This is a genomic window from Streptomyces sp. NPDC032721, assembly GCF_055579625.1.
Map to the genome: position 1 here is coordinate 41,368 of NZ_JBVIMX010000020.1, position 26,980 is coordinate 68,347.

23 protein-coding genes are annotated in these 26,980 nt (G+C 72.7%); 13 read left to right on the forward strand and 10 right to left on the reverse strand.

The window, feature by feature from the left end:
- The first annotated feature begins 60 nt into the window (after positions 1-60).
- The 7 genes from ACZ5PB_RS33535 (at position 61) to ACZ5PB_RS33565 (ending at position 7,922) form a co-directional block, all read left to right on the forward strand.
- On the forward strand, positions 61-543 hold the full coding sequence (locus ACZ5PB_RS33535; RefSeq protein ID WP_468696458.1) for an acyl carrier protein: 483 nt from the start codon (positions 61-63) through the stop codon (positions 541-543).
- Between the two features lie 8 nt (positions 544-551).
- Positions 552-1,916 (forward strand): beta-ketoacyl-[acyl-carrier-protein] synthase family protein, encoded by a 1,365-nt coding sequence (locus ACZ5PB_RS33540; protein WP_468696460.1) that lies wholly within the window; start codon positions 552-554, stop codon positions 1,914-1,916.
- Positions 1,917-1,950: 34 nt separating this feature from the next.
- Positions 1,951-3,009 (forward strand): beta-ketoacyl synthase N-terminal-like domain-containing protein, encoded by a 1,059-nt coding sequence (locus ACZ5PB_RS33545; protein WP_468696461.1) that lies wholly within the window; start codon positions 1,951-1,953, stop codon positions 3,007-3,009.
- Positions 3,010-3,115: 106 nt separating this feature from the next.
- Positions 3,116-3,841: a 3-oxoacyl-ACP reductase FabG gene (gene fabG, locus ACZ5PB_RS33550; protein WP_468696643.1), complete on the forward strand. Its 726-nt coding sequence runs from the start codon at positions 3,116-3,118 to the stop codon at positions 3,839-3,841.
- Complete coding sequence (locus ACZ5PB_RS33555; RefSeq protein WP_468696462.1) at positions 3,825-5,561, forward strand: phytoene desaturase family protein; 1,737 nt, start codon at positions 3,825-3,827, stop codon at positions 5,559-5,561. The genes fabG and ACZ5PB_RS33555 overlap by 17 nt, the downstream gene beginning before the upstream one ends.
- Positions 5,562-5,618: 57 nt before the next feature.
- Positions 5,619-6,407 carry an IclR family transcriptional regulator gene (locus ACZ5PB_RS33560; RefSeq protein ID WP_468696464.1) on the forward strand — a complete coding sequence of 263 codons (789 nt, stop codon included), beginning with the start codon at positions 5,619-5,621 and terminating at the stop codon, positions 6,405-6,407.
- A 69-nt stretch (positions 6,408-6,476) separates the two neighbouring features.
- Positions 6,477-7,922 (forward strand): MFS transporter, encoded by a 1,446-nt coding sequence (locus ACZ5PB_RS33565; RefSeq protein WP_468696466.1) that lies wholly within the window; start codon positions 6,477-6,479, stop codon positions 7,920-7,922.
- Here ACZ5PB_RS33565 and ACZ5PB_RS33570 read toward each other — a convergent pair.
- The 3 genes from ACZ5PB_RS33570 to ACZ5PB_RS33580 all read right to left on the reverse strand — a co-directional run bounded on the left by ACZ5PB_RS33570 (position 7,861) and on the right by ACZ5PB_RS33580 (position 11,025).
- Positions 7,861-9,075, reverse strand: coding sequence for a cytochrome P450 (locus ACZ5PB_RS33570; RefSeq protein ID WP_468696467.1), 1,215 nt, complete (start codon positions 9,073-9,075; stop codon positions 7,861-7,863). The genes ACZ5PB_RS33565 and ACZ5PB_RS33570 overlap by 62 nt on opposite strands.
- Before the next feature lie 52 nt (positions 9,076-9,127).
- A complete protein-coding gene (locus tag ACZ5PB_RS33575; protein ID WP_468696644.1) occupies positions 9,128-10,111 on the reverse strand; it encodes a PDR/VanB family oxidoreductase in 984 nt (327 codons plus the stop codon).
- Between the two features lie 158 nt (positions 10,112-10,269).
- Positions 10,270-11,025 carry an IclR family transcriptional regulator gene (locus ACZ5PB_RS33580; protein WP_468696469.1) on the reverse strand — a complete coding sequence of 252 codons (756 nt, stop codon included), beginning with the start codon at positions 11,023-11,025 and terminating at the stop codon, positions 10,270-10,272.
- 171 nt (positions 11,026-11,196) lie between these two features.
- Here ACZ5PB_RS33580 and ACZ5PB_RS33585 point away from each other — a divergent pair, with 171 nt between their 5' ends.
- Together ACZ5PB_RS33585 and ACZ5PB_RS33590 are read left to right on the forward strand one after the other, a co-directional pair.
- Complete coding sequence (locus ACZ5PB_RS33585; protein ID WP_468696471.1) at positions 11,197-11,544, forward strand: STAS domain-containing protein; 348 nt, start codon at positions 11,197-11,199, stop codon at positions 11,542-11,544.
- A 210-nt stretch (positions 11,545-11,754) separates the two neighbouring features.
- Positions 11,755-12,483: a DUF4232 domain-containing protein gene (locus tag ACZ5PB_RS33590; RefSeq protein WP_468696472.1), complete on the forward strand. Its 729-nt coding sequence runs from the start codon at positions 11,755-11,757 to the stop codon at positions 12,481-12,483.
- Positions 12,484-12,523: 40 nt separating this feature from the next.
- Here the strand turns inward: ACZ5PB_RS33590 and ACZ5PB_RS33595 are convergent, their stop codons facing one another.
- Entirely contained in the window at positions 12,524-14,152 is a 1,629-nt protein-coding gene (locus ACZ5PB_RS33595) for an alpha/beta hydrolase (protein WP_468696475.1), read from the reverse strand.
- A gap of 221 nt (positions 14,153-14,373) precedes the next feature.
- Positions 14,374-15,822, reverse strand: a complete 1,449-nt coding sequence (locus ACZ5PB_RS33600) for a glyceraldehyde-3-phosphate dehydrogenase (protein ID WP_468696476.1) — start codon at positions 15,820-15,822, stop codon at positions 14,374-14,376.
- Positions 15,823-15,986: 164 nt separating this feature from the next.
- Between ACZ5PB_RS33600 and ACZ5PB_RS33605 the strand changes: the two genes are divergently transcribed.
- The gene (locus ACZ5PB_RS33605) at positions 15,987-16,760 is read left to right on the forward strand and encodes a spermidine synthase family protein (RefSeq protein ID WP_468696477.1); all 774 of its coding nucleotides are present in this window, start codon (positions 15,987-15,989) and stop codon (positions 16,758-16,760) included.
- Positions 16,761-16,798: 38 nt separating this feature from the next.
- On the opposite strand, the gene ACZ5PB_RS33610 is transcribed toward ACZ5PB_RS33605, so the two are convergent.
- From ACZ5PB_RS33610 to ACZ5PB_RS33620, 3 genes are all read right to left on the reverse strand, one after another.
- A complete protein-coding gene (locus ACZ5PB_RS33610) occupies positions 16,799-18,106 on the reverse strand; it encodes a D-alanyl-D-alanine carboxypeptidase family protein (RefSeq protein ID WP_468696479.1) in 1,308 nt (435 codons plus the stop codon).
- A 130-nt stretch (positions 18,107-18,236) separates the two neighbouring features.
- A complete protein-coding gene (locus tag ACZ5PB_RS33615) occupies positions 18,237-18,473 on the reverse strand; it encodes a hypothetical protein (RefSeq protein WP_468696481.1) in 237 nt (78 codons plus the stop codon).
- Between the two features lie 139 nt (positions 18,474-18,612).
- Positions 18,613-19,539 (reverse strand): LysR family transcriptional regulator, encoded by a 927-nt coding sequence (locus tag ACZ5PB_RS33620; protein ID WP_468696483.1) that lies wholly within the window; start codon positions 19,537-19,539, stop codon positions 18,613-18,615.
- Positions 19,540-19,686: 147 nt separating this feature from the next.
- On the opposite strand from ACZ5PB_RS33620, the gene ACZ5PB_RS33625 reads away from it, so the two are divergent.
- From ACZ5PB_RS33625 to ACZ5PB_RS33635, 3 genes are all read left to right on the forward strand, one after another.
- A complete protein-coding gene (locus ACZ5PB_RS33625) occupies positions 19,687-20,802 on the forward strand; it encodes a YncE family protein (RefSeq protein WP_468696484.1) in 1,116 nt (371 codons plus the stop codon).
- Positions 20,803-20,904: 102 nt separating this feature from the next.
- Positions 20,905-23,364 (forward strand): helicase associated domain-containing protein, encoded by a 2,460-nt coding sequence (locus ACZ5PB_RS33630; RefSeq protein ID WP_468696486.1) that lies wholly within the window; start codon positions 20,905-20,907, stop codon positions 23,362-23,364.
- Between the two features lie 33 nt (positions 23,365-23,397).
- The gene (locus tag ACZ5PB_RS33635) at positions 23,398-23,880 is read left to right on the forward strand and encodes a macro domain-containing protein (protein ID WP_468696488.1); all 483 of its coding nucleotides are present in this window, start codon (positions 23,398-23,400) and stop codon (positions 23,878-23,880) included.
- Between the two features lie 58 nt (positions 23,881-23,938).
- On the opposite strand, the gene ACZ5PB_RS33640 is transcribed toward ACZ5PB_RS33635, so the two are convergent.
- Entirely contained in the window at positions 23,939-25,357 is a 1,419-nt protein-coding gene (locus ACZ5PB_RS33640; RefSeq protein ID WP_468696490.1) for an MFS transporter, read from the reverse strand.
- Positions 25,354-26,847 carry an alkyl sulfatase dimerization domain-containing protein gene (locus ACZ5PB_RS33645; protein WP_468696491.1) on the reverse strand — a complete coding sequence of 498 codons (1,494 nt, stop codon included), beginning with the start codon at positions 26,845-26,847 and terminating at the stop codon, positions 25,354-25,356. The genes ACZ5PB_RS33640 and ACZ5PB_RS33645 overlap by 4 nt, the downstream gene beginning before the upstream one ends.
- Positions 26,848-26,980 lie beyond the last annotated feature (133 nt).

Here is a 26,980-nt window from a genome sequence, read left to right on the forward strand (position 1 = left end):
CGGCCCACCGCCGCCGGGCCCCATTCCCCGCCACTTCGAGAGAAGAGAGCCCCAACAGCCATGCAGACCACCGACATGCGCCAGAGCCGGACCACCATCGACTTCCGTGAGAGCGGGACCGCCGCCGATGTCCGCAGGTGCGGGACCGCCGCCGACGTCCGCCGGAGCCGGATCACCACCGAGGTCCGCGAGGGCGGGACCGTGGCGGAGGTACGTGAGGGCAAGGCCGCCACCGAGGTCCGCGCCCCGGAGGTGCGGCCGGTGGGGGGAGCGGGCGGTGAGGTGAGTCAGAGCCCGGTAGGGGACGACCCCCGGCAGGAGCGGATCACCGACATCGTCTGCGACCGCCTTGAGCTCGAACCCGACGAGCTCGGGGAGCACGACCGGTTCGTCGAGGAGCACGGGGCCGACTCGCTGGCCCTCATCGGCGTACTGGCCGCCCTGGAGAAGGAGTTCAAGGTCACCATCGACCAGAACGAGATGCCCCGCATGGCCCACCTGGCCGGTGTGCGGCAGGTGCTGGGCGAGACGGCGGGCTGGTAGCCACGACGATGACGACCCGTTCCGACTCCCGCTCCGCCGGGACTCCCGTGCCGGGGCCGCGGCCGGCGTTCCACCGGTCGGGGCCCGGCCGCCCCGGGCCCCGCCGCGTCGTCGTCACCGGACTCGGCATCCTGTCCAGCATCGGCACCGGCACCGCCGACTTCACCGCCGGGCTGCGCGCCGGGCGCAGCGGGGTCAGCCCCATCGACGCGTTCGACACCACCGGCTTCGCCCACTCCAACGGCTGCCAGGTGCCGGACTTCGACCCCGCCCGGCTGCTGCACCGCATCTCGCCCGACGAGTACGGGCGGGCCGCCCAGTTCTCGGCCGCCGCCGCCCGGATGGCCGTGGAGGACGCGGGGCTGAGCGACGACGATCTGCGCGGCGTACGGTGCCAGATCTCCGTCGGCACCACCGACGGCGAATCGTACGACCTGGACCGCATCACCGAGGCCCATCTGCGGGGCGGGCTCGACGCGGTCACCGGCCAGGCCGCCCGCCGCGTCCCGGCCGCCCGCCTCGGCATCGCCGCCGCCCGCGAACTGCGGCTGACCGACGCCGAGGTCCTCACCATCGGCACCGCCTGTTCGGCCGGCAACTACTCGATCGGCAACGGCCTCGACGCCATCCGGCACGGCGACGCCGACCTCGCCCTGTGCGGGGGAGCGGACGCCTTCTGCCGCAAGACCTTCGCCGCGTTCTACCGCCTCGGCACCATCGCCCCCGACTGCTGTCGCCCCTTCGACACCCACCGGCAGGGCATCCTCACCGGCGAGGGCGCCGGAATGCTCCTCCTGGAAAGCCTCGAATCGGCGCTCGCACGCGGCGCCCGGATCTACGCCGAGGTCCTCGGGTACGGGCTCAACTGCGACGCCTACCACCCCGTCGCCCCCCAGGAGGACAGCGTCGCCCGCTGCCTCCAACTTGCCCTGGACGACGCCGGGGTGAAGGCCGCCGAGGTCGACCTGATCTCCGCCCACGGCACCGGCACCAAGGCCAACGACGTCACCGAGAGCCGCGCCGTGCGCCGGGTCTACGGCGACACCCCGCCCCGCACCATCTCCCTGAAGTCGATGCTCGGCCACACCATGGGCGCCGCCAGCGCCCTCGGCGCCATCGCCTGCTCCCTGGCCATCACCCACGGCTTCGTGCCGCCCACCATCAACCACCGCACCACCGACCCCGAATGCGCCGTGGACTGCGTACCCAACCAGGCGATCGAGGCCGACCTGCGCATCGTCCAGAACAACGGCCTCGCCTTCGGCGGCAACAACGCGGCCGTCGTCCTGGGCCGCTACGACCACCGGCAGACCAGCCTGCGCGAGATCTGGCACGCGAGCCGCAACGAGAGCCGCCACCGCACCCTGTCCTGACCTCCGCGAGACACGAGCAGAAGAAGCAGCCTCCATGAACATCACCGCCTGGTCGGCGCTCTCCCCGTACGGGCACGCCGCCGCCGACTTCACCGCAGGGGTACGGGCCCGTCGGCCCGCCGCCACCCTGGTACCCGGCCAACAGGCCCAACTCGGCTGTCTCGTACCGGACTTCGAGCCCCGCACCGTACTCGGGAAGAAGGGCACCCGGGACATGGACCGGGTCACCGCCCTCGCCGTCAGCGCCGTCGGGGCACTCCTCGCCGACGGCAGCACCGAGGCCGGGCCCGACACCGCCCTCGTCCTGGGCACCACCACCGGCAGCGTCCAGTCCATGACGGACTTCACCCGCTCCTCGCTCATCGGTGAACGCCCCTACGACGTGGAACCCGGCGTCATCCCCAACAGCGTCATGAACTGCGCCGCCGCCCAGTGCGCCATCCGGCACGGCATCCAGGGCCCCAACACCACCCTCGCCGGCGGCCGGGCCGGTGCTCTGCTCGGGCTGCTCTACGCCCGCCGCCTGCTGCGTGCGGGACGTGCCCGCACCGTGCTGTGCGGCGGCGCCGAGGAGTACTCGACGGCCCGCGCCTGGCTGGAGGCGCGCAGTCGCGACGAGGCGCCCGGCGCACGGGGCCCGTCCCCCGTACTCATGGGCGAAGGGGCTGCGGTCCTGCGCCTCACGCCCGCCGAACTGCCCAGCCCCGTACCGCTGTTGGCGAGCGTGTGCGCGGTGCACACGCGGCAGGTCCCCGAGGGCGGCGATTCGGGCGATGCCGTCCGGGCGACGGTCGTCGAGGCGCTGGCGCAGGCCCGGACCGCCGCCGCGGACGTGTGGGCGGTCACCGGGTCGGGCCTGGACGCGGGGGAGACCCGGGCCCTGGACAGGCTCTTCCCCCGGCAGGCCCGCGAGCAACTGCCTGACCTGGGAGCCCTGTTGGGCGACACCGGGGCGGCCTCGGCCGCACTCCAGCTCGCCTCCGTGCTCGCCTCGGCCGCCCAGGCCCCCGGCGGACACGCGGTGATCACTTCGGTGGACGGACAAGGGCTGGTGGCAGCTGCCGTCCTGCGCATGGCAGAGGAAGCGAAATGACGAAAGGGAAGCACGCGTGAGTACGAGTACGAGTACGGAGAACACGGCGGCCGCCACCTCTGATACGGCTGCCGCCACCCCTGAAACGGCCGCCCAGGCACCCAAGGTGGCCCTGGTCAGCGGCGGTTCCCGGGGCATCGGCGCGGCCGTCGTGCTGCGCCTGGCCAGGGACGGCTGGGACATCGGATTCTGCTACCGGTCCGACGAAGAGGCAGCCCGCCTGGTCGAGAAGGAGGCGGGCGAGTACGGGGCACGGGTGCTCGCGGTACGGGCCGACGTCTCCGACGCGGCGCAGGCGAAGGCATGGGTGACCCGCACCGAGGACGAACTCGGCCCCATCGGTGCCGTCGTCGCCAACGCGGGCATCACCCGCGACCGGCCGCTGGTCCTGATGACCGACGACGAATGGCACCAGGTCATCGACACCAACCTCGACGGCGTCTTCCACACCTGCCGGGCCGCCGTCTTCCCCATGCTCAAGCGCCGCACCGGCTGCGTCGTCACCCTCTCCTCCGTCGCCGGGGTCCAGGGCAACCCGGGGCAGACCAACTACAGCGCCGCCAAGGCCGGAATCATCGGCTTCACCAAGGCACTCGCCAAGGAGACGGGACCGCACGGCATCCGCGCCAACGTCGTCGCCCCCGGCCTCATCGACACCGACATGACCCACACGCTGCCCGACCGGGACCGCGACCGGCTCCGCAAGACAGTGGCGCTGCGCCGCTTCGGCACGGCGGCCGAGGTCGCCGACCTCACCGCGTTCCTGGTGTCCGACCAGGCCTCGTACCTCACCGGAAGCGTCCTGGAGGTGCACGGTGGCCTTGCACTCTGACCCCTGCGGCAGCCTCCCGTACGACGTGGTCGTCGTCGGCGGCGGCATCGGCGGCCTGGTCTGCGCCGCCTACCTCGCCGTCGCGGGCCGACGGGTGCTGCTCGCCGAACAGCACGACGTGACCGGCGGCAACGCCCAGGTCTTCCGCCGCCGCCGCGCCTACGAATTCGACGTCGGCATGCACTACGTCGGCGACTGCGGCCCCGACGGACTGCTCCCCGCCGTCCTCTCCGGCCTCGGCATCGGCCCCGAACGGGTCGCCTTCCGCCCCCTCGACACCGAAGGGTTCGACCGCATCGTGCTGCCCGGCACGACCATGGACGTACCCGTCGGCTGGGACGCCTACCTCGGCAGGCTGTGCGCGGCCGTCCCCGCTGAGAAGGACCGACTCGCCCGCTGCGTAGGGGTGTTGCGCGAGGTCGCCGCCGATCTGCGCGGCGGCATGACCACCCCGCCGGGGGCCGCCCGCGCCCCCATGTCCACCGCGCTGATGACCTGGGGCCTGCGCAGCCTCGGCGAGCTCTTCGACGACTGCGGACTCGGCCCCACCGCCCGTACCCTCCTCGCCGCCCAGTCGGGGAACTACGGGACCCCGCCCTCCACCACCCTCAACTCCACCCACGCGACCATGCTCGACCACTACCTGCGCGGCGCCTACGCCCCCGTCGGCTCGGGCCAGACCATGGTCGCCACCCTCGTCGAGGTCATCGAGGCGTACGGCGGACAGGTCCGCACCCGCTGCCCCGTCGAGCGGATCCTCGTCACGGACGACCGGCGGGTGGCAGGGGTACGGCTCGCGGGCGGCGAGGAGGTCCGCACCCCGCTCGTCGTCTCCAACGCCGACTACCGGCGCACCGTCCTCGACCTCTGCGACGGCAAGGGGTTCTCCGGGGCAGTGGTGGAACGCACCCGGCAGGCCACCATGCGGGCCGCCGTCGCCACCGCGTACATCGCCCTCGACCGGCCGCTCGACCTGCCCAACAGCAACATCTGGTGGTGGGCGCACACCGACGTCGAGGGCGCCTACCGCCAGGCACTGGGCGGCGACGACCCCACCTTCGCGTTCCTCTCCTTCGGCTCCCTCAAGGACCCCGGCAGCAACACCGTCTGCCCGCCGGGCCACAGCAACTTCCAGGTCATGACCCTGGTGCCGCCCCTCGAAGGGCCGCCGGGCGGCTACCGCCGCGACCCCGCCTACCAGAGCGGCAAGGCGCGGCTCCGCGACAGCCTCGTGGACATCGCGGAGAGCGTCCTGGGCCCCTTCAGGGCGCACATCACCCATCTGGAGACCGCCACCGCACACACCAACCACCGCTACATCCAAGGCGGTTCGGGCACCCCGTACGGCTTCGACGACTGGGGCGGACACGGCCGCCGCCCCAGCATCCGCACCGGAGTGCGCGGCCTGTACGCGGTCGGCGCCAACTCCAGCTTCGGCGCGGGCATCCTCGGCACCGCCCTCAGCGGCATCTCGGCCGCGGGCCGCATCCTGGAACGTCCCCTGCTCTCGGAGGTCTGCGCCGGTACGGTCCTGGCCGACCCGGCCCGCCTCCCCGAGCGCACCGCAGGCTTCGACCCGCTGCGGATCTCGCGCGGACTGGCCCGCAGGGACGCCAGGGGACTGGCCGGGATCGACCGGCCCGCCGTGGTGCCCGCCCAGGGGATGCCCCACCGGGACGCGCACAGGTCTCGACGGGACTATCTCCGTCCTGCACACTGACCGGCACGACGGACCGGCCGGCCGTCGGCGGACAGCGGGCGACGGCGGGGGCAACCGGTGGACCACTCGCTCGTACGGAAAGCAGACGACGCGGCACGGACCGGTGCGGGCACCGGTCCCGTGCTCGCCAGGGCGCTCAGGATCCTGGGCGCGTTCAGCGCCCAGAGCCCCTCGATGACGCTGAGCGAACTCTCCCGGCGGGCCGGACTGCCGGTGTCGACCGTGCACCGCATGCTGGGCGAACTGCTGGCCTGGGGTGCGCTGGAGCGCGACGACCACGGGTGCTACCGGGTCGGACTGCGGCTCTGGGAGGTCGGCTCGCTGGCACCGCGCGGGCAGGGGCTCAGGGAGCGGGCCCTGCCGTTCCTGGAGGACCTGTCCCAGATCACCCGGGAGAACGTCCAGTTCGCGGTCCGCGAGGGCACGGAGGTCGTCTTCGTGGAGCGCATCGCCGGCACCGGCGCGGTACCCGTACTGACCCGGGTCGGCGGCCGGTTCCAGCTCAGCGTCACCGGGGTCGGCCTCGTGCTGCTCGCCCACGCACCCGTGGACGTACAGGAGCGGGTACTCGCGGGCCCCCTCGAACGCCTCACCCCGTTCACCGTCACCGAACCGCGCGAGCTGCGCCGGACCCTGGCCGAGACCCGTACCCAGGGCTACGCGGTGAGCGACCGCCAGGTCACCACGGACGCCGTGTCGGTGGCCGCACCGGTGCACGCCGGCGACGGCGCGGTGATCGCGGCGGTGTCCCTGGTGGCCCGGCACGGCACCGTCTCCCCGCACGCGCTGGCCCGCCTCGTGCGCACCAGCGCGCGGGCGATCTCGCGGGCGATGGTCACGCCGTAGCCCCCCGTTCCCAGCCGGCTTCCCGGCATCCGGGAAACCACCTGGTGGCCCTCCCCGGCCGGCCGCACCATGAGCGCGCCCCGCCCCGTCGACAACGGAGTTGCCATGGTCCCGCCGCCCACGCCCCACGGCCCCGCCGCCCTGCGCGCCGCCCTCGACGCAGGACCCATGAGCCGCTTCCAGTGGGGCGCCGTCGCGGTGTGCGTACTGCTCAACGTGCTCGACGGGTTCGACGTGCTCGTCATGTCCTTCACCGGCAAGGCCGTCTCCGCCCAGTGGGAGCTGTCCCCCTCCCGGCTGGGGCTGCTGCTCAGCGCGGGACTGGTCGGCATGGCGCTCGGCGCGATGTTCGTCGCCCCGTGGGCCGACCGGATCGGACGCCGCCCGGTCATCCTCGGCTGCCTGGCCGTCGCCGCCGCCGGAATGCTGCTCTCCGCCGCCAGTCAGTCCGCCGTCCAGCTCGGGGCGCTGCGGGTGCTCACCGGCATCGGCATCGGGGGAGTCCTGGCGGGCAGCAACGTCATCTCGGGCGAGTACGCGTCCCGCCGCTGGCGCGGCCTGGCCGTCAGCCTCAACTCCACCGGGTACGCGATCGGCGCCACCGTCGGCGGCCTCCTCGCCGTCTCCATGATCGGCGCCTACGGCTGGCGCTCGGTCTTCCTGACCGGCGGCATCGCCACCGCCCTCACCGTGCCCCTCGCACACTTCCTGCTGCCCGAGTCCGTCGACTTCCTCGCCTCCCGCAGGCCCAGGAACGCCCTGGAGCGGATCAACGCCCTGGCCCGCCGGATGGGGCAGCCGCCGCTGAGCCACCTGCCCGAGCCGGCCACCGCCGCACCGGCCGGAATCGGCGCCGGATTCCGGGAGTTGCTCTCCCCGGCGCTGCGCCGCACCACCCTGCTGATCTGGCTGGCGTTCTTCCTGGTGATGGCGGGCTTCTACTTCGTGACGGGCTGGACGCCGACCCTGCTGGTCGAGGCCGGACTGTCCGGCACCCAGGGCCTCACCGGCGGCACCCTCCTCAATCTCGGCGGCATCTTCGGCGCCGCCGCACTCGGCGCGCTGGCCGCCCGCTTCGCGCTGCGCAACGTCCTGATCGCCTACCTCGTCGTCACGGCCGTGCTGCTGCCCTCGTTCATCGCCTCGACCTCCGTTCTGGGAGCGGCCTTCGCCCTCGGCGGAGTGGTCGGTCTGTTCGCCAACGGATGCGTCGCCGGTCTGTACGCGCTCACCCCCTCCACGTACACCACCGAGGTCAGGGCCACCGGCCTCGGCAGCGCCCTCGCGATCGGCCGCATCGGCGCCATCCTCGCCCCGACCGTCGCGGGCAGCCTCCTCGACGGCGGCTGGACCCCGCAGAACCTCTACCTCGCGGTCAGCGTGATCTTCGCGGCCACCGCGCTGCTGCTCCTGCTGCTGCGCCCGGCCGCCGCCACCTCCTCCCGTACGAGGCTCAAGCAGTGCGAGCGGGAGCAGGGACCAGGCGTACCGGAAGGGAACTCCACGCCCGCATAGTGTTGTTGAGGTGGCGGCGTGGCGCCCCTGCGGGCTCGATCCGCGCCACGCGGCGGGCCAGTACGGACAGCAGCGCCGCCGCCTCAAGACGGGCCACGTGCTGGCCCACGCACTGGTGGATGCCCATCCCGAACCCGACGTGACCCGACGGGTCGCGCCCGAGGTCGAAGCGGTCCGGGTCCTCCCAGCGGTCCGGATCGCGATTGGCGGACCCCAGGAACATCAGCACCTTCGCACCCGCCGGGATCCGGACCCCCGCGATTCTCACCCCGGTGGTGGCGGTACGGAAGAAGATCTGCACCGGCGACAGCCAGCGCACCGCCTCGTCGAACGCCACCCGCACCAACTCCGGCTCCCCGCGCAGCCGTTGCCACTGCTCCGGGTGCGCGGCGAAGGCGTGCAGTACGGCGGCCAGGCCGTGCACCGTGGTGTCGACCCCGGCCGTCAGCAGCGAACGCACCACCAACGGCGCCTGCTCACGGGTGAGTTCACCACGGTCGGCGGCCGCCCAGATCCGCGCCCCGAACCCGTCGTCCGACAGCGCCTGACGCGTGCACTGCGCGTCCACCCACGCCGAGAGGCCCGGTCCGTGCTCCGCGTCCGCCGCGACCAGGTGGTTGGCGGGACCGAAGGCGTTGAAGGCCATGTTCCCGTACGGGAGCAGGTTCTCCCGCCCGTCGGGGCCCAGGCCCACCGCGTCGGGGAAGACCCGCAGCGGGAAGGCCCGCGCGAGCGCGGTGAACGCGTCGCACTCGCCGCCCCGGGCCAGCACCTCGTCCACGAGAGCCTCGGCAGCCGCGACCCACCGCTCGCGCAGCCCGCGCAGCGCGGGCGGTGCCAGCAGCTCCCGCAGCACCCGGCGCGGCGCGTCGTGCAGCGGCGGATCCGCCTCCAGGAGCAGACTCGGCCGCCGCCACGGCTTCTCCCGCCGGAAGTCGCTCAGCCCCACCCCGGCGCCCGAACCGAAGCGCTGCCAGTCGGTGAGCGCGGCGTGCACCTGCGGGTACCGGGCCAGGGCGTACACGTCGTACTTGGTCAGGTGTACGACGGGACCGGCCGCGCGCAGCGCCCGGTGCAGGGCGTCGGGGTCGGCCAGGACGTCGTCGGCGAAGGGGTCGGCGGCGCTGTGCGGAAGGACGGTCTCGGGGATCACGGGACGTTCTCCTTGCGGGTCGGGTGTCGAACCGGCGCGGGCTGGGGGCGGGCTAGAGGTCGAGTACGAGCCGGTCGTCCAGCGAGCGCGACACGCACGGCAACAGGCAGTCGCCGGACGCCCGTTCGTGGTCCGCGAGGACGGAGTCGCGGTGGTCGGGCCGTCCCGCGAGCACCGTCGTCAGGCAGGTTCCGCAGGTGCCCTGCGCACAGGAGGACAGCACCTCCGCGCCCGCGCCGCGCACCGCCTCCAGCACCGAGACGCCCGAGGGCACGGTCACCGTCCGCCCGGTCCGCCGCAGCTCCACCTCGAAGGGCAAGGCGCGCGCCGGTGCGGCGGACCCGGCCGTGAACCTCTCAGCCCGCAGCGCGTACGGCGGCCATCCGGCGCAGGCGGCCTCCACGGTCGCGAGCAGCGGGGCCGGGCCGCAGCAGTAGACCTTGGTGTCCGGCCGGGGCGTACCCAGGAAGGACGCGAGGTCGAGCAGCCCGTACTCGTCCTGCGGTACGACCTCGACCCGCTTCCCGTACGCGCCGAGCTCGTCGAGGAACGCCATCGAGTCGCGCGAGCGCCCGCCGTAGAGCAACTGCCAGTCCGCGCCGAGGAGTTGCGCCTGACGGACCATCGGCAGCAGCGGGGTGATGCCGATGCCGCCCGCGAGGAAGAGGTACCTATGCGACGGGACGAGCGGAAAGTGGTTGCGCGGCCCGCCCACCCCGACCGGGTCACCGGGGCGCAGCCGGTCGTGGACGTGGGCCGACCCGCCCCGGCCGGCCGGCTCGCGCAGGACCGCGATGCGGTAGCGGTACGCGTCCCAGCGGTCGCCGCACAGCGAGTACTGCCGGACGCTGCCGGCCCCCGGCCGGACGCCGCCCGTCCCCGGCAGGACGCTGCCGACCCCCGGCAGCACCAGGTCGATGTGCGAGCCGGGCGTCCAGTCGGGCAGCCGGGCGCCGTCGGGGCGCGCCAGGGTCAGCGCGGCCACCCCGTCGGCGGCCCGCTCCTTGGCCGTGACGGTGAGCGTCACCGCGTTCACGGGTCCCGCGCGCCCCTCGGGCTCCGTACGCCCATCGGCCCTCGTACCGCCGCTGCCTGCCACGATGCCGCCTCCCGCTCTCGGGTCGCCTGCCCACAGGATGCGCGGCGGGAGCGCGGGGCCGCGACGGCGTTCTCACTGAGTGAGAGGGCGGGGGCTCAGCGGGCGGCCGGTGCCGCCAGCGCGCGGGAGATGCCCCGGGCGGCGGACCGTACGACGGGCACGAAGGAGCGGCCCGCCGCGTCGTTGGGGACGATCACCGACAGCGCCGCCACCACGGTGCCCCGTCCGTCCCGCACCGGAGCCGCGACCGCGAGGGCGTCCTCGTGGACATAGCCGGGACACAGGGCGTACCCCTGCCGCCGTACCTCCGCGAGCACGCCGCGCAGCCTCGGCGCGGGGGTCGGACTGTGCGGGGTGCGGCCGGGCAGCGGTCCGGCGAGCACGCGTTCGCGCAGCTCGTGGGCGCCGTGGGCGAGCAGGACCAGACCGCTGGAGGACAGGTGCGGCGGCAGCCGGCCCGCGACCCGGCTGAAGTTGACGACCGCCCCCGGTGCGGACAGCCGCTCCAGGAACAGCACTTCGTCCCCGTCCAGCACCGCCAGCTGCACGTGGTGCCCCACCACGTCGTGCACGCCCTCCATGAACGGCATCGCCGAATCCCGCAACGACCGCAGCGGTGACGCCCGCATGGCCAGTTCCCACATGCGCACCCCGACCCGCACCCGGCGGTCCTCGTCCCGGGCCAGGAAGCCGTACGACACCAGTTCGGCCACCAGCCGCGAAGCCGTCGCCAGGTGCAGTCCGCTGCGCCGGGCCACCTGCGACACCGTCAGCGCGGGCTCCTCGGCGGTGAACGCCTCGAAGATCCGGACGGCCCGGGACAGCACCGACTCACCCGCACCCGTCGGCATGCCGTCACGCCCCCTCCCGCCCACCGGCCCATCATCCGGCCGCGCCCGCCCCGGGGTCCAGCGCCGGGACACCCCGGGTACGTCCGCCGACACGGGGTACCCGCTCCACCGGTCAGGAAGCGGCCGACTGTGTGCACCACGTTCCCTTCCGCGCTTCTTGAGGTTGCCGACATGAACCACCACTACCGCGTGACCCACCACCTGGTCGTCGTACTGGCGGACACCGTCGACCTCGGCAATGTGCGCGAGGTCCAGAGATGGCTGCATCCGCTGGCCCGCGAGGGCGACCACCGGGTGGTGCTCGTCGACGTCCAGAGCCCGCTGCTCACCTCGACCGCCCTGTCGATGCTGTTCACCCTCCAGGGCGTACTCAACGACGACGGCCGCTCCCTCCATCTCCTGGTGCGCCACGCACTCGGGATGAAGGTGCTTCAGCTGACCGAGCTGAACGCGGCCTTCCACCTGGTGTCGGTGCTGCCCGCACCGCTCGGAGCGGTCGGCGTACGAGGCTGGGGATGAGGGCTGGGACGAGGGTCGGGACGAGGCCGGGGACGGACCCCTGGCACCCCCGCTGAGCTGCGAGAAGGCAAGAAATAAAAGCGTTAGTGGAACGTGAGTGGAACGACAAGGCAGGGGCCGAAGCTGAACTCGAAGCGGTTGCCTGTAGCAGGCACCCATCTTCTTCACCGCTTCTCACACATCTCGCCGCATCTCCCAGGGAGCCCCCACATGCGCCACACCGTCCGTCGCCCCGCCCTGCTCGCAGCCTCCGCTTTTGCCGCCCTCACGCTGACCCTCACCGCCTGCGGTGGCGACGGCGGAGCGAAGAGCGACAAGAGCTCCGCCCCCACCACGGCCCCGGACAAGGCGGCCAGCGCGTCCGGCGCGAAGGAGGAGTCCTCGGTCGGCGGCGTGGACGACGCGGCGGGCCAGGGGGACGGGACGGCCGGCGGCGTGGACGACAGCGACGGCAAGTCCTCCAAGAAGAAGACGGACGGCAGCAAGACGGCCAAGAAGTCGGGCGTCCGGACGTCCGCCTGCACCGTCAACGACGTGCGGATCAGCGCCGCGAAGCAGGACGGCCCGCCCACCACGCACATCACGCTGACCGCCACCAACACCTCCGGCCGCTCCTGCACCCTGCTGCAGTACCCGCTGATCGCGTTCGGCCCGATCCAGACCGCCAAGGACGTCCCCGCCGTCGCCAAGAGCAAGCCCGGCACCCCCGTCGTGCTGGAGCCCGGCGCCCCGGCCTACGCCGCCGTCCGCGTCAACAACGGCGGCCAGAAGGAGAACAACCGCGCCGTCAACTCCTTCAACGTGAACCTCTTCGCCGCCGACGGCCCCGCCGAGGGCAGCAAGGTCCTCTCCGTGGCGGGCGGCATCGCCGTCGACGACGCGGTGGCCAAGACCGGCTACTGGACGCCGGAACTGCGCAACGGCGCCGACGAGTTCTGAGCCGCCCACCCATGGCGAACCCGGCCCCGCCGGGGCCGCCCTACTCCTCGTCGGAGTCGGGCGTGCCCGGCGGCACGGCCGGGCACGACGTGCCGTTCGCCGGGAGTTCGCCGTCGAGCAGGTACGCGTCGGTCTTCTCGCGGACGCACTTCGAGACCATGTACGCCCCGTGGCCCTCGCCGTCGTACCGCAGCACCACCGCCCTGCCGAGCCGCTTCGCGGTCTCCTCGGTCCAGCGGTACGGGGTGGCCGGATCGCCCTTCGTCCCGATCAGCAGCACCTCGGGACCGCTGAGCTCCGCCAGCCCCCGGACGTAGCCGGTCCCGGCGGGCCAGCCGGTGCAGGACACCGCGCTGCCGACCATGTCCCGCCCGAACACCGGCGAGGCCTCGTCGAACTCCTTCTCCAGCGCCGTCAGTTCGGCCGCCGTGACGGGCGTGCGGTCCGGGTCGTCGGCACAGTTGACGGCGAGCAGCGCCTCCTGCTCGTTGCCGGACTCCTCCTGGAGGCCGTTGATCTCGGCCAGTACGGAAGGGTCGCCGTCCTCGTCGAGCGCGGCGATGCCCGCCGCCAGGGCGGGCCACACGGCGGGCGCGTACAGCGAGGAGACGATGGCGGCGCGCAGGTCCGCGGCGCCGAACTCCTCGGGGTCCTTCCCCTTCGTCCGCACCGGCCTGCGGTTGAGGGCGCCCACCACCCTGTCGACGGTACGGGTGGCCTCCTCGACGGTGCCGCCCAGCGGGCAGTTCTCGCCCTGGTCCGCGCACGTGGCCAGGAACGTGTCGAAGGACCCCTGGAAGGCGCGGGCCTGGCTCAGCCCGGACTCGCGGGAGTTCTCCGTCAGGGTGTCCACCGCGTCCAGCACCAGCCGCCCGTACCGCTCGGGGAACTGTCCCGCGTAGACCGCGCCGAGCCGGGTCCCGTACGAGACGCCCATGTAGTGCAGCTTCTCGTCGCCCAGTGCCTGGCGCAGGACGTCCAGGTCGCGCGAGACGTTGATGGTGCCGACGTGCGGCAGCAGCTTGCCGGTGTGCTTCGCGCAGGCGGCCGCGATCTCCTTGAGCTCCTTGACCGTCCGGTCGAGGTCGAGCGGCCGGCCCGGCTCGGCGGCGGGCGGCCCGTCCCCGTCCGTCAGCTCCTCCTCGGCCGCCGGACCACAGCTCACGGGGGCGCTGCGGCCCACCCCGCGCGGATCGAAGGCGACCAGGTCGTACCGCTTGCCCAGGCTCTCGTACGTCTCCCTGGCCTCGGCCAGCGTGGTCAGCCCGGACGCACCGGGCCCGCCGAAGTTGAACACCAGCGAACCGATGCGGCCGCCACTGCCGTTCTTGGCCCCGTTTCCGTCTCCGTCCCCGTTTCCGTTCCCGGCCGGTTTCGCGGAGGCCCGGTAGCGGCCGACGGCCAGCGCGATCCGGCCCGCGGACGGGTCGGCGTAGTCGACCGGCACGACGAGACGGGCGCACTGCATGTCCCCGAGGTCGTCGCCGTCGTCCTTCAGCTCCTCGTCCCGGCAGCCGCCCCAGTCGAGTTTCTGCTGGTAGAAGCGGCGGAGGTCGGGCTGGGTCGCGCTGTCGGCCGCGTTCGCGACGGACGCGCCGGGTGCGGACAGCACGGCCGTGAGGAGAAGGAACGTACCGGCGGTACCTGCCGCTGTGCTGCGCCTGGTCATCCGGGTGTGCCTTTCGCGAGGCGGCCCCCGGGCCAGCCTACGAGCGGCATCCCCAGCCCGCAGCGCGGGCGCCCGGACCCCGGGCGCCGCAAGGCGAACGGCGGGTGGAGCGACCCCGTGGGGCCGCTCCACCCGCCGTCGGACGCCGGTCTTGGACTGCTGTTGCCGGAAGGCTGTGGCTGGGCTACCGGTACTGGGCTACGGGTACCGGGCGACCAGTGCTAGGCGACCGGTGCCGGGTAGGTCGGGTACTCGACCCCGGAGACGTGCTGGACGACCCGGATGACCTGGCAGGAGTAGCCGAACTCGTTGTCGTACCAGAGGTAGAGGATCGCGTCGTCACCCTCGGCCTTCAGGGCGCCCGCGTCCACGATCGAGGCGTGGCGGGAGCCGACGAAGTCGCTGGAGACGGCGTCGGGGGCGCTGATGAAGTCGATCTGGCGCTTCAGCGGCGAGTTCAGCGAGACGTTGCGGAGGTAGTCGAGGACCTCCTCGCGGGTGGTCTCGCGGGCCAGGCGCAGGTTGAGGATGGCGATCGAGACGTTCGGGACCGGAACGCGGATCGAGCTGCCCGTGATGGTCGCCTTGAGGTCCGGCAGCGCCTTCGCGACGGCCGAGGCGGCACCCGTCTCGGTGATCACCATGTTGAGCGGCGCGGAGCGGCCACGACGGTCCGAGCTGTGGTAATTGTCCAGCAGGTTCTGGTCGTTCGTGAACGAGTGGACGGTCTCCACGTGACCGCGCAGCACGCCGAACTCGTCCGCCATCGCCTTGAGCGGCGGGACGATCGCGTTGGTGGTGCAGGAGGCGCAGGACAGGATCTGGTCGTCCGGCTTGATCGTGTCGTGGTTGACGCCGTGCACGATGTTCGGGACGTCGCCCTTGCCCGGAGCGGTCAGGACGACCTTGTCGATGCCCGGACGCAGGTGCTTGGAGAGGCCCTCGCGGTCGCGCCAGCGGCCCGTGTTGTCGATCAGGATGGCGTTCTTGATGCCGTACTCCGTGTAGTCGACCTTGGTCGGGTCGTCGGAGTAGATCATCTTGATCGCGTTGCCGTTGGCGTAGATCGTGTCGGTCGCCTCGTCGACGGTGATCGTGCCCTGGAACTGGCCGTGGATGGAGTCACGGCGCAGCAGCGAGGCGCGCTTCACGATGTCCTGGCCCGCACCCTTGCGGACGACGATGGCGCGCAGCCGCAGACCGTTGCCGGAACCGGCCTTCTCGATCAGCAGCCGGGCCAGCAGGCGGCCGATGCGGCCGAACCCGTACAGCACGACGTCGCGCGACTCGCGGCGCTCGATCTTGTTGGCGCCGGTGGCGCCCGCGACGGCCTCGGCGGTGAACGCCTCGACCGACAGACCGCGGTCATCGGCCCGGTGCGCCTCGGCGAGCAGACCGATGTCGATCTGGGAGGGACCGAGGTCCAGCGTGGTGAGCGCCTGGAGGAAGGGCAGCGTCTCGACGATCGAGAGCTCCTCGCCGGCTATCTGGCGGGCGAAACGGTGGGTCTTGAGAATGCTGACCACCGACTTGTTCACCAGCGAACGGCTGTGCAGCAGGACTGTCACGTCCCGCTCCCGGTGCAGCTTGCCGATGATCGGGATCATCGACTCCGCGATTTCCTCGCGGTTCTTCCAGTTGGTGAACGAGGCGTCGTCGTTGACAGTCACAGGTTTCACTTTCGAGCTAGGCGTCGCTCATATGCTAACCCGCCCGCTTTTTGATCTTGAAAGGTGGTGTCCTTCCCGCGTACGCGGTACGGGGAACCCCGGCGGCGGCGGTGTCGTTAGTGCCGGGTGAGCGGCCCGAAGGGAGGTCGCGGAAAGGATCGCCCATGTCAGCCCCCGCCACACACAGCTCAGCCCCCGCACCGTTCGCCGCCCGGCCGGTGGCCGGCGCCGACGGCCCGCCCGTCGACGTGGACCGCCGCGAGGGGCCGTACGGCGAGGTCGTACTGCGTCGGCGCGGAGAGACGTACGAGATCATCGCCAACGGCTGCTTCCTGATGGACACCTCCGACGGCCGCTCCGAGCGACTCCTCGTCGACGCGGCGTACGACGCCCTCGGTGACCGCACGCAGCGCCCCGCCGTCCTGATCGGCGGCCTCGGCGTCGGCTTCTCCCTCGCGCACGCGGCCGCCCAGGACCGGTGGGGGCCGATCACCGTCGTCGAACGGGAGGAGGCGATCATCGACTGGCACCGGAACGGACCCCTGTCGGCCGTCTCGGGACCCGCACTCGCCGACCCGCGCGTGGCGGTCCTGCACGCGGACCTGGTGGCCCATCTGCGCGCGCCAGCAGGGGAGTTGGGGGCGAATGATGTGACCGGTGCGACCGGTGCGACGTACGACGCTCTGTGCCTGGACATCGACAACGGCCCCGACTGGACCGTCACCGACGACAACCGCAACCTCTACACCCCCGCGGGGCTCGCCGTCTGCCGGGCCCGGCTCAACCCCGGCGGTGTACTCGCCGTCTGGTCCGCACGACCCTCGGCCGCCTTCGAACAGGCCCTGCGCGAGGCCGGGTTCACGGCGGTGCGCAGCGAGGAGATCCCGGTTGGCCGGGGCGTGCCGGACGTCGTGCACCTCGCCCGCAAGCCCGCCTGACCTGCGCGGACGCACGCAGAGGGGCGGGGGAGCTGAGGTCAGATGCCCGGTGCCTCGCCGGTGCCGGAGGAGCCGGGGGAACCGGGGGCGCTGGGGGAACCGGGCGAATCGGCAGAACTTCCCTTGTTCCTGCGGCGGTTGACCACGACGACCGCCGCACCACCGGCCACCGCGACCCCCACGCCGAGCCCCACCCAGCCGAGCGCGCCGGACGACTCCGACGCGGCGGGCCCGGCGGTGCCCGTCGCAGGAGCGGTAGTGGCACCGGTGGCCTTCGGCGCGAGCGCGTCGAGCGTGCCGACCGGCTCGGCCTTGCCGACGGCCGAGAACCCCCAGTCGAGCAGTCGCCGCATCTCCGAGTACACCTCGTCGTGCTTCTTCGTCTGCGGATTCATCACCGTCACCAGGAGCGTGTGCCCGTCCCGATGGGCCGCCTCGGCAAGGGTGTTGCCCGCATTGGTGGTGTAACCGTTCTTGCCGCCGATCAGCCCCGGGTACTTCTCCACCCCGCCGATGCCCGACAGCATCCGGTTGGTGTTGGAGATCCCGAACGGCTTCCCCTTGGTGTTCGGCCCGCCGGGGAACTTGGCCTCGGCCGTGGAGCAGTACTCCTTGAAGTCCTTGTTCTTCAGCCCGGCGCGCAGGAACAGCGACAGGTCGTACGCGGAGGAGACCTGGCCCGGGGCGTCGTAACCGTCGGGACTCAGGACGTGCGTGTCCTTCGCGCCCAGTTCGTCGGCCCGCTTCTGCATGTCCGAGACCGTCTTCGGCACGCCGCCGTTCATCGCGGCCAGTACGTGCACGGCATCGTTCCCCGACCGCAGGAACACCCCGCGCCACAGGTCGGCGACCTTGTACTGCTGCCCGGGGACGATGCCCACCGCGCTGCTCCCGGAGCCCATTCCTTCGAGGTCCTGCGGGGTGACCTTGTGACTGGTGCCGTGCGGAACGCCCGGCAGCACGGTGTCCGCGAACAGCATCTTCAGGGTGCTCGCCGGAGGCAGCGCCCAGTGGGCGTTCGACGCCCCCAGGACCTGGCCCGTGTCGGCGTCCGACACGATCCACGAGAGCGCCGAGAGATCCTTCGGCAGTGCGGGTGCCCCCGCTCCGACCTGCGGCCCCGGCCTGCCCAGCCGCTCGCCGCCGACCTCGGACATGCGCGCCGGCGGAGTCTTCGCGGGCTTCTCGTCGGGCTTGCCCGTGGCGGTCGCCCGGTGCGGGGACAGCCGTTCGGCCGACGGGAGTCCGCTCGCCACGGCCGGGGAGACCCCGGCGACAGCAGTGACCGCGGTGACGGAAAGGCCCACGGCGGCATACCGGAACCAAGGGGAAAGGGAGGGGCGCATCACCCGAACGTATCGCAGTCGCCACCGTGCAAATCCACGCTGAACAGTGGAATTTCCCACGGCGCCGGGAGGGAACGAAACCGCTCCGCAACCCGTCCCTCAGATGAATGCGGGCAGAAGAACGCGGGCCTCAGAAGATGTTGGGGTGGAACCCGTTGCAGTCCGGGTCCTGGAGTGGGCAGGACGGATGCGCCTTGCGCCCCGGCTCGGGCGAACTGGGCGGCTCCGATGCCGGGTCGTACGGCTTCGGCGGCGGCATCTCGTACTCCAGGCAGCCGCAGACGACGCCGCAAGAACCCGAGAACCGGGGCTCGCCGTGCCGGAAGCGCGGGTGCCCGCACCTGCATGCGTTCGTTGCCCAGGACATCAACTGCCTGCCTCTCGGAGCACTCCTACGGGTTCGTTGCGGGCGCGGGGCCGTATGACAGCGGGGCCGTATGACCGCGGGGCCGTACGACATTGTCGCGGCGGACGGGGGCGGAGGTCGAGCCCCCGTCCGGGCCCGCCTATTGACCTTGTGGGTCGGTCCGTACGTCGGCAGGTACGAGAGCCCGTACGGACGCCGCCAGGTGCTCGCGGAACCAGCGGTGCCCCGGATCGGCCGAGTGGCGCGGATGCCACGCCATCCCGAGTTCCAGCGGCGGGAGGTCCAGCGGTACGGGAAAGGTGCGCAGGCCCAGGGCGGCCGTGGTGCCGGGGAGCCAGCCGCTCACCGTGATCGCCACCAGGTCGGTGTCACGGGCGAGCATCATCGCGCTCGTATGGCTCGGTACGACGACCGCGACCCGGCGCCGCAGCCCCCGTTCCGCGAGCGCGGCGTCGATGGGGCCCAGGCGCTTGCCCAGCCGGGAGATGCCGATGTGGTCCGCCGCCGCGAACCGGCGGGCATCGATCCGCCGCCCGCCGAACAGGGGATGACCGCTGCGGGCCACCCCGACCACCGTCCCCCGGGCGAGCTGCCGGGTCCGGATCTCCGGATCAAGGTGCCCGAGAACACCCAGCTCGACGTCCACCCCGCCCTGCCGCAGCCCGGGCCCGCCCTCGGCCGACTCCGGCACGAAGACCACATCCACCTCCGGCGCCCGCGTGCCGATCCGCTCGATCAGCGTCCCCGCCAGCCCGACCAGCAGCAGATCGGTCGCCTGGACGGTGAACGTCCGCCGGAGATGCACCGGGTCGAAGCCGGCCCCGGGGCGCAGCACGTTGTCGCACTCGCGCAGCAACGCGCCCACCTCGCCCCGGAGTTCCAGCGCCCGGGGGGTCGGCACCATTTCCTGCCCCGCCCGGACCAGCAGCGGGTCGCCGACGGTCCGGCGCAGCTTCGCCAGGGTCCGGCTGACCGCGGGCGGCGACGTACCGAGCCGTTCGGCGGCACGCGTCACGCTGTTCTCCTGGAGCAGGGCATCCAGTACCCGCAGCAGATTGAGATCCACCAACTACCGCCCTGAGCTGCATTGTTACGTATGGGACAAGAATTGCATGCCCATCCTTGCATTGCCCGGGGAGTCCTGCCGTACCGAGAGTGAAGACGTCCACGACATCGCGTGGGCCCTTCCTCTTCGCCCCGTAGGAGCCACCCCGTGCAGCAGCCCCAGCAGCCCCAGCTGTCCCAGCTGTCCCAGCAGTCCTCGAAGCCCGCGCCGTCCTCCCGTGCCGCCCGCGAGGGCGACACCCTGGCCGTCGTCAGCCAGAGCGGACCGACCGTCTCCTTCTACGACGCCGCCCACGACCGGCACCTCGCCACCCTCGAAGTCCCGGCGGAGCCCCACGAGTTGTGCTTCGACCCCACCCAGCGCCTGCTGTGGTGCACCACCACGTACCACTCCGGCTACTACCACGCCAACGCCGGCCGGCATACCGAACTGACCGCCATCGACCCCGACACCCACCGCATCGTCGAGGTCATCGACCTCGCCCCCGAACACGGCCCCCACGGCCTGGCGCTCGACACCGCCCGGGGCCGCCTCTACGTCAGCGTGGAAGCCACCGCCGACCGCCCCGGCGGAGTCGTCGTCGTGGACACCCGGACCCGCCGCCCCCTCGGCAGGATCGACACGGACGCCCCCGGACCGCACTGGTTCGCCATCGACCCCGCCGGCCGCGCGGGCTACGCCACCAACAAGGAGGCGCCCTACGTCTCCGTGGTCGACCTCGACCGGGGCACCCTGACGGCGAAGGTCGAAGTCCCGGGCAGCGAGGGCCTGGCCGTCTCGGCGGACGGGAACCACGTCTACGTCGCCGCCCCCTACGCCGCCTTCTCCGGCGCCGACGCCGACCAGGAGCGCCCGGCCCCCGGAATCCGCGTCATCGACACCCGTACGGCAACCGTCACCGACACCCTGCCCACCCAGAACGTCATCCTGCCCGTCCACCTCACCACGACGGGACGACTGCTCGTCGGCGAGGTACGGATGGCAGCCGACCCCGCCTCCCGCCTCGGCCGCCACGCCCCGGGCCGCCTCACGGTCTTCAGCACCGACACCCACAAGGAACTGGGCCAACTCGACGTCGGAAGCGCCCCGTTGACCATCACCTCCTCGCCCGACGGCCGACTCGCGTACGTCGCCTGCGCGGTCTCCTCCACCGTCGACGTCATCGACCTGGAGACCCTGACCCCGCTGAGCCGCCTGGACATCCCCAAGCAGGGCGAGCCCGGCGCCCACGGCCTGGCCTACATCCCCCGCCCGCACCGGTGAGGGAGGATGAGAACCGACCTCCGCGGTCGCCACCCCGCAGAAGCCCGCAGAAGCCCGTAGAAGGCCGTCAGCCCGCCGCCTCCCTGCCGAAGGATCCCGCCCATGCCTGCCAGCCGCCCGCCCGCCGCCACGACAGGCACACCGCGCCGGGTGCTGCGGGCGGACCAGCAGCAGGCGGTGGACAGCGCCGTACGCCACCTCAGGAGCCCCAGGTCACGGGGGCACGTCGTATCGGCGTGCGGTACGGGAAAGACCCTCACCGCGCTGCGCACCGCCGAGGCGCTCGACGCCCGCCGGCTGCTGATCGTGGTGCCGAGCCTGGACCTCATCGGCCAGTGGGCGCGCGCCACCCGGGCCGACGGGCGGGACGAGCCGATGATCGCCGTCTCGTCGCTGAAGGCGGGCAAGCACCCCGTACTGGCCCGCGCGGCGGTCGGGAGCGCGAACAGCCCGGACTTCCTGGCCGGCTGGCTGGCCCGGCGCCGCCGGGCCACCGTGTTCGTGACGCTCGACTCCCTGCCGAAGATCGAGCAGACCCAGCACACCCCGCACCCGGCACCGCTCTTCGACCTCATGATCGTGGACGAGGCCCACCGCACGGCGGGCAGCTGGGACAAGCAGTGGACGGCCCTGCACGACCACACCCGCATCCGGGCCGACCGCCGCCTCTACCTCACCGCGACCCCCTACGAATGGGAACCGCCCCGGCTGACCGAGGCCCCCACCCTCCGTCCCCGGCCGAAGCGGACCCCGAGCACCGCACCCGAATGGGACGCCCCGGCCCTGGTGGCCTCCATGACCGACACCAAGACCTTCGGCCCCCGGCTGCACACCTACTCGCACGCGGACGCCATCGACGACGGCGTACTCGCCGACTACCAGCTCCTCGTCCCCACCATCACGGACGAAGAACTGCGCACCGCACTCTCCGACACCACCGGCGAACCCGCGAAGGGCCCGACCGCGCGCCACACCACCGCCCTGCACCTGGCCGTGCTCAAGACCATGGAGGAGCACCGGCTCCACCACGTGATCGTCTACTTCCAGCAGATCGCGGACGCCACCGACTTCGCCCGCCAGTTCCCCCACACCCTGCGCTCGCTCCCGGCCGGGGACCGTCCCGCCTGGGCCGGCGAACTCGTCGTGCAGTCCATCAACGGCACCCACACCCCGGGCCAGCGCCACGACATCCTCACCGACTTCGCCGACGCGAGCCGGGCGGTCCTGACCAACGCCCAGGTCCTCGGCGAAGGCATCGACCTGCCCGCCGTCGACGCCGTCGTGTTCGCCGACCGCACGGCCAGCGTCCGCCGGATCGTGCAGGCGCTCGGCCGCGCCCTGCGCAAACCCGCCCACCGGGAGAGCAAGCTGGCGAGCCTGATCATCCCCGCCTACATCCCGCCCGGCGCCGATCCCACGGACCTCCTCGGCACCCCGTACGAACCCCTCTGGCTCGTCACCGCCGCCCTGCGCCACCACGACCAGACCATCGCCGTCCGGGCACCGCGCACCACCAGCAAACGGCGCCTGGAACAGAACACCCACACCATGCTCGCCCGCCGCTTCCGCTTCGACTTCTCCCTCGACCCCACCGACATCGCCCGGGCGATGGACCTGCTTGCCTGGCCCGCCGACGGTGCCGCGCTCTCCGCACCCCGACGGGCGGGACTGGCCGCCGCCACCCGCTTCCACGCCGAACACGGCGACCTGCGCGTGCCCACCGACTACGAGGACGCCTACGGCTACCGCCTCGGCACCTTCATCAGCGGCCAGCGCACCGCCCGCCGCCAGGGCGCACTCACCCCCGAGTGGATCGCCGAACTCGACGCCCTGGACATGATCTGGGACGAGAACGAAGCCGCCTGGCAGGGCCACCTCGCCACCGTCACCGCGTACCGCGACGAGCACGGCCACCTCGCCGTGCCCGCCCACCTGCCGGGCGGCCAGTTCCTGGTCGACCAGCGGCTGCTCGCCCGCACCGACCGGCTCGCCCCCGCCCGGTACGCCCAGCTCGCCGCGCTCGACCCCCAGTGGACACTGCCGCACGGCCCCGACTGGCACCGCAAGTACCACCTGCTGCGCCGCCACCTCCAGGCCGGAAACGACCCCGCCGCCCTGCGCCGCGACACCGTCATCGACGGCGTGAAGATCGGCAGCTGGCTGCACCGCCAGCACACCTCATGGGACGCACTCGACCCCGGCCGACGCACCCTCCTCACCCGCCTCGGGGCGGACCCGGCCGGGGCGCCGCTCCCGGCGGGGGCCAGGCCCGGCACCCCGGGAGGACGCACCCGCCGCACCCGCCGCACCTTCGAGCGGACCGCCGGGATCCTCCGCCTGTTCGTGGAGCGCTGGGCCCGCCCGCCGGGCGCCCGCGAATGGATCGAGGCCGACGGCGAAAGCGTCATGATCGGCCCCTGGCTCTGCAAGACGCGTGCCAAGGGGAAGGCGGGTCGACTCACCGAGGAGCAGGACCGGTTGATGCGCGAGATCCTCGGCGCCGACTGGAACCCGACGGAGCCCGAGGACTCTGCGCTCCCCGCATCCCGCGCCAGGGGCTGACCGGTTGTCAGTGGTGGCCCGTACGGTGTGAGCATGACGGGGAAGATCGAGTACGTACGGGGAGACGCCACCGCTCCGCAGGGCAAGGGCGTCAGGCTCATCGCGCATGTCTGCAACGACCTGGGCGGCTGGGGCAAGGGGTTCGTCCTCGCCCTCTCCCGCCGCTGGCCGGAGCCCGAGGCGGCGTACCGTCGTTGGCACCGGGGGAGGGCGGGCAACGACTTCGGGCTCGGCGCGGCGCAGTTCGTCCAGGTGGACCGGCACACCTGGGTGGCCAACATGATCGGCCAGCGGGGCATGCGGACCGGCAGCCACGGGGTCCCGGTCCGGTACGAGGCGATAGGCACGGCCCTGGAAGCGGTGGCGGCCAAGGCCGTGGAGCTCGGCGCCACGGTCCACATGCCGCGCATCGGGTGCGGGCTGGCGGGCGGGAAGTGGTCGCGGGTCGAACCGCTGGTGGAGGAGCGGCTGGTGGCCAGGGGGGTGGGAGTCGTGGTGTACGACCACGGCAACTGAACCTCCCCCCTCTCTCCTCCTCCCTGTCTCCAGTCCCGCCTGACCTCCCTGGCGCTCCTCAGTGGCTGACCGGAACTCCGGTGGTCGGGGACTCCGGGACGCCCAGGCGCCGGGCGTCCTTCTCCGGGCGCAGGAAGAGGGCCGCCAGGACCCCCGAGACCAGCAGGAGGCCCGCCGTGACGAGCCAGCCGTGCTGGTACCCGGCCGTGGCAGTGGCCGCACTGTCCACGATCCGGCCGAGGACCAGCGGGGACACGATGCCGCCCAGCGCGAAGACCGCCACCAGCGCGCCGAGCACGACGCCCCGCTGGGACGGCGGCGTGATCCGGGCGACGGCCGTCTGCGCGGCAGTCAGCATGACCAGGGCGACCGCCATCGGACCGAACATCATCGGCACCTTGATCCACAGCGTGCCGACGGTGGCGAACACGGTCACCGCGACCGCCGAGACCACCAGCAGCAGTCCGGCACCGGCGCCCTCCGGCAGTCGCCCCCCGCCGGGGCGGGACGCGGCCCGGCGGGCCAGCAGGCCGTGCGCCAGCAGGACCACGCCGTTGGCCACCGCGCCCCCGCCGACGGCGGCGCTCGCCTGCCCGAGGTCCCACCCCACCACCGTCCTGAGGTAGTCCGGCAGCCAGGTGAGCTTGGCCCCCATCACCCAGTACGCCGCGAACGAACCCAGCGCCGCCGTGACGAAGGTGCCGGACAGGAGGACGGCCCGCAACGGCACCTCGGCGACCTCTGAACTCCCTTCTCCCGTACGGGCGTTGCGGCCCACGGGCGGGGCCAGTGGCCCTTCCTTGCCCTTGACCGCCCACAGCGCGCCCCACACCAGCCCGGCCAGCCCCGCCACCCCGAAGGCCCAGCGCCAGCCGAAGTGGGTCACCACGGCCCCGAGCGTGGGCGCCGCGACCGCGACCCCCGCCGCCGCGCCCACCATGAGGATCGCCGTCGGCAGGGTGCGCTCCCGCTGCTCGAACCAGCCGTGCACGTGGTGGACCGCCACGGGCGCGGCCGGCCCCTCGGCGAAGCCGAGCAGTACCCGCGTCGCGATCAGCGTCGCGAAACCCGCCGCACCCCACACCATCGGCAACTGGGCCACCGACCATAACAGGCCCATCACCAGCAGCAGCACCGAGGTGCGCACCTTGCGCGTCAGGAAAGAGACCCCCACCGCCGACAGCGAGAAGAGGCTGAAGAACGCGGCCTGGGCCGCACCGAACTCCTGACGGCTGAGCCCGAACTCCTTCATGATCTCCGGCCCGGCCAGCCCCAGGACGGCCTTGTCGGCGAAGTTCACCAGCATGAAGACCAGCAGCAGCCAGGTCGCCGTCCACGCCTGCCTGCCACCCGCCGCTCGCGGACCTGCCGAGTCGGTAGGGCCCGCCGAGTCCGTAGAGCCCGCCGGGCCCGGTCCCGCAGGCGGATCCCGCGGATCCGTGCGCCGCGTCGCGGCAGCCCCTGCCTCCACGGTCACACCCCCTGTTCCGGGCGCTCCGAGGGGGCGCCGCAACCGCAGCCGTCGTCGTCGACGACGTCGACGTGGCCCACGCTGATGGCGCCCGCGGCCCGGCGCCGCCCCTCGTCACCGCGCGTCAACTCGGTGGCCACGTCCGTGCCCGCCGCCACCGCCGCCGACTCCGCGGCCGCCCAGTGGAAGACGCCGCGCGCCATCGTCGAGGTCTCCTGCCCGGCCCGGAAGCCGTACACCTCCGCTCTGACACGTGCCACTTCACGGTCGCCCGGCGCGGCCAACGCGGCGGTCTCCGCCAGATGCGACGCCAGCCGCAACTCCCCCTCGCCCAGCAGCCGCACCGCCCGCTCCGCCAGCGCCCGGGCACCGCCCGCCGCCGCCGCGAGCTCCGCCGCCAGCGCGGATTCCGGGGCGGGCTTGAGGTGCGCAGGGTTCTGGTCGTACCAGCCGCCCCACAGCCGCCACAGGTTCCGTACGACGAACTCCGGCTCGTCGTACGCCGGATGCAGGTAAGGCCGCTCCAGCAGACCGGCCGGGACCTTCACCGCGTGCAGCACCTCGTCCAGGCGCGCGCCCGCGTTCATCAGGTCCCGCGTCTGGTCGCAGAGCGACTCCAGCAGCTCCGCCGTGTCGTCCAGCGCCCGGCCGACACGCTCGGCGCCGATGATCGGCACCCCGTGCCCCGGCAGCAGCACCTCCGCGCCCAACTCCCGCATGGCACGCAGCGCCTGCGCCCACTCCACCGGGTAGCGCTGCACCTTCTGCGGGTTGCCGGCGTTCGGCGAGTTCCAGATGAAGAGGTCACCCGTGCACAGGGTCCGCAACTCCGGTATCCACACATAGGTGTGGTCGTCCGTCTCCCCGCGCGCGTGCACCAGCTCGAAGGTCAGAGCGCCCCTGCGCAGGGTCAGCCGGTCGCGGTACGTCCGGTCCGGATAGCGGTACTCCGTGGGCCACTTCAGGGACGGCACCCCGAACTGCTTGCGGTTGATCCAGGTGTTGTATCCGGCCGTCTCCCGGTAGCGGTCGAAGCGCGCCGCCACCGCCGCGTGCGCGACCACCTCGGGGCGTACGGCCCCGGCCCCGGCCCCTGCCCCGGCGGCCTCCCGGTCGAAGGGCCTCACGCCGAAGACGTGGTCCACATGGCCGTGGGTGAACACCACCGTGCTCACCGGAGCCGCCGAGCGGGCGCGTACCGCCGCGTGCAGCTGTGCCGCCGTACGGAAATCGCCGGAGTCGACCAGCACCAGGCCGTCCCCGGTGTCGAACACCGCCACGTTCGCGAACGCCGGGAAGAACGCGGTCCGTTCACCGATCGGCACCAGGCCGCCGCCGCTGAACCGCCCCGTGACGTGGTCCAGCAGCGATGCCTCGCCGGACCAGACCCGGTCCGCGTACGCCAGGTAGCCATCGGCACCGCCGTCACCGCCGTCACCGCCGTCACCGCCGTCTCCGCCGGCAGGGGAATCCGTCGTGGAATTGGGTCCCGTCATAGTCTCCGGCTCCTCGCGCTCATGCTCGGGACCACCCCTGCTGCTCACTGCCGCGGTCCGCTGATGACCCCAGAGTCTGCGTCGGATCCCGGCGGGGAGACACCCTCCGCCCTCACAGTCGGACGCCCCGTAC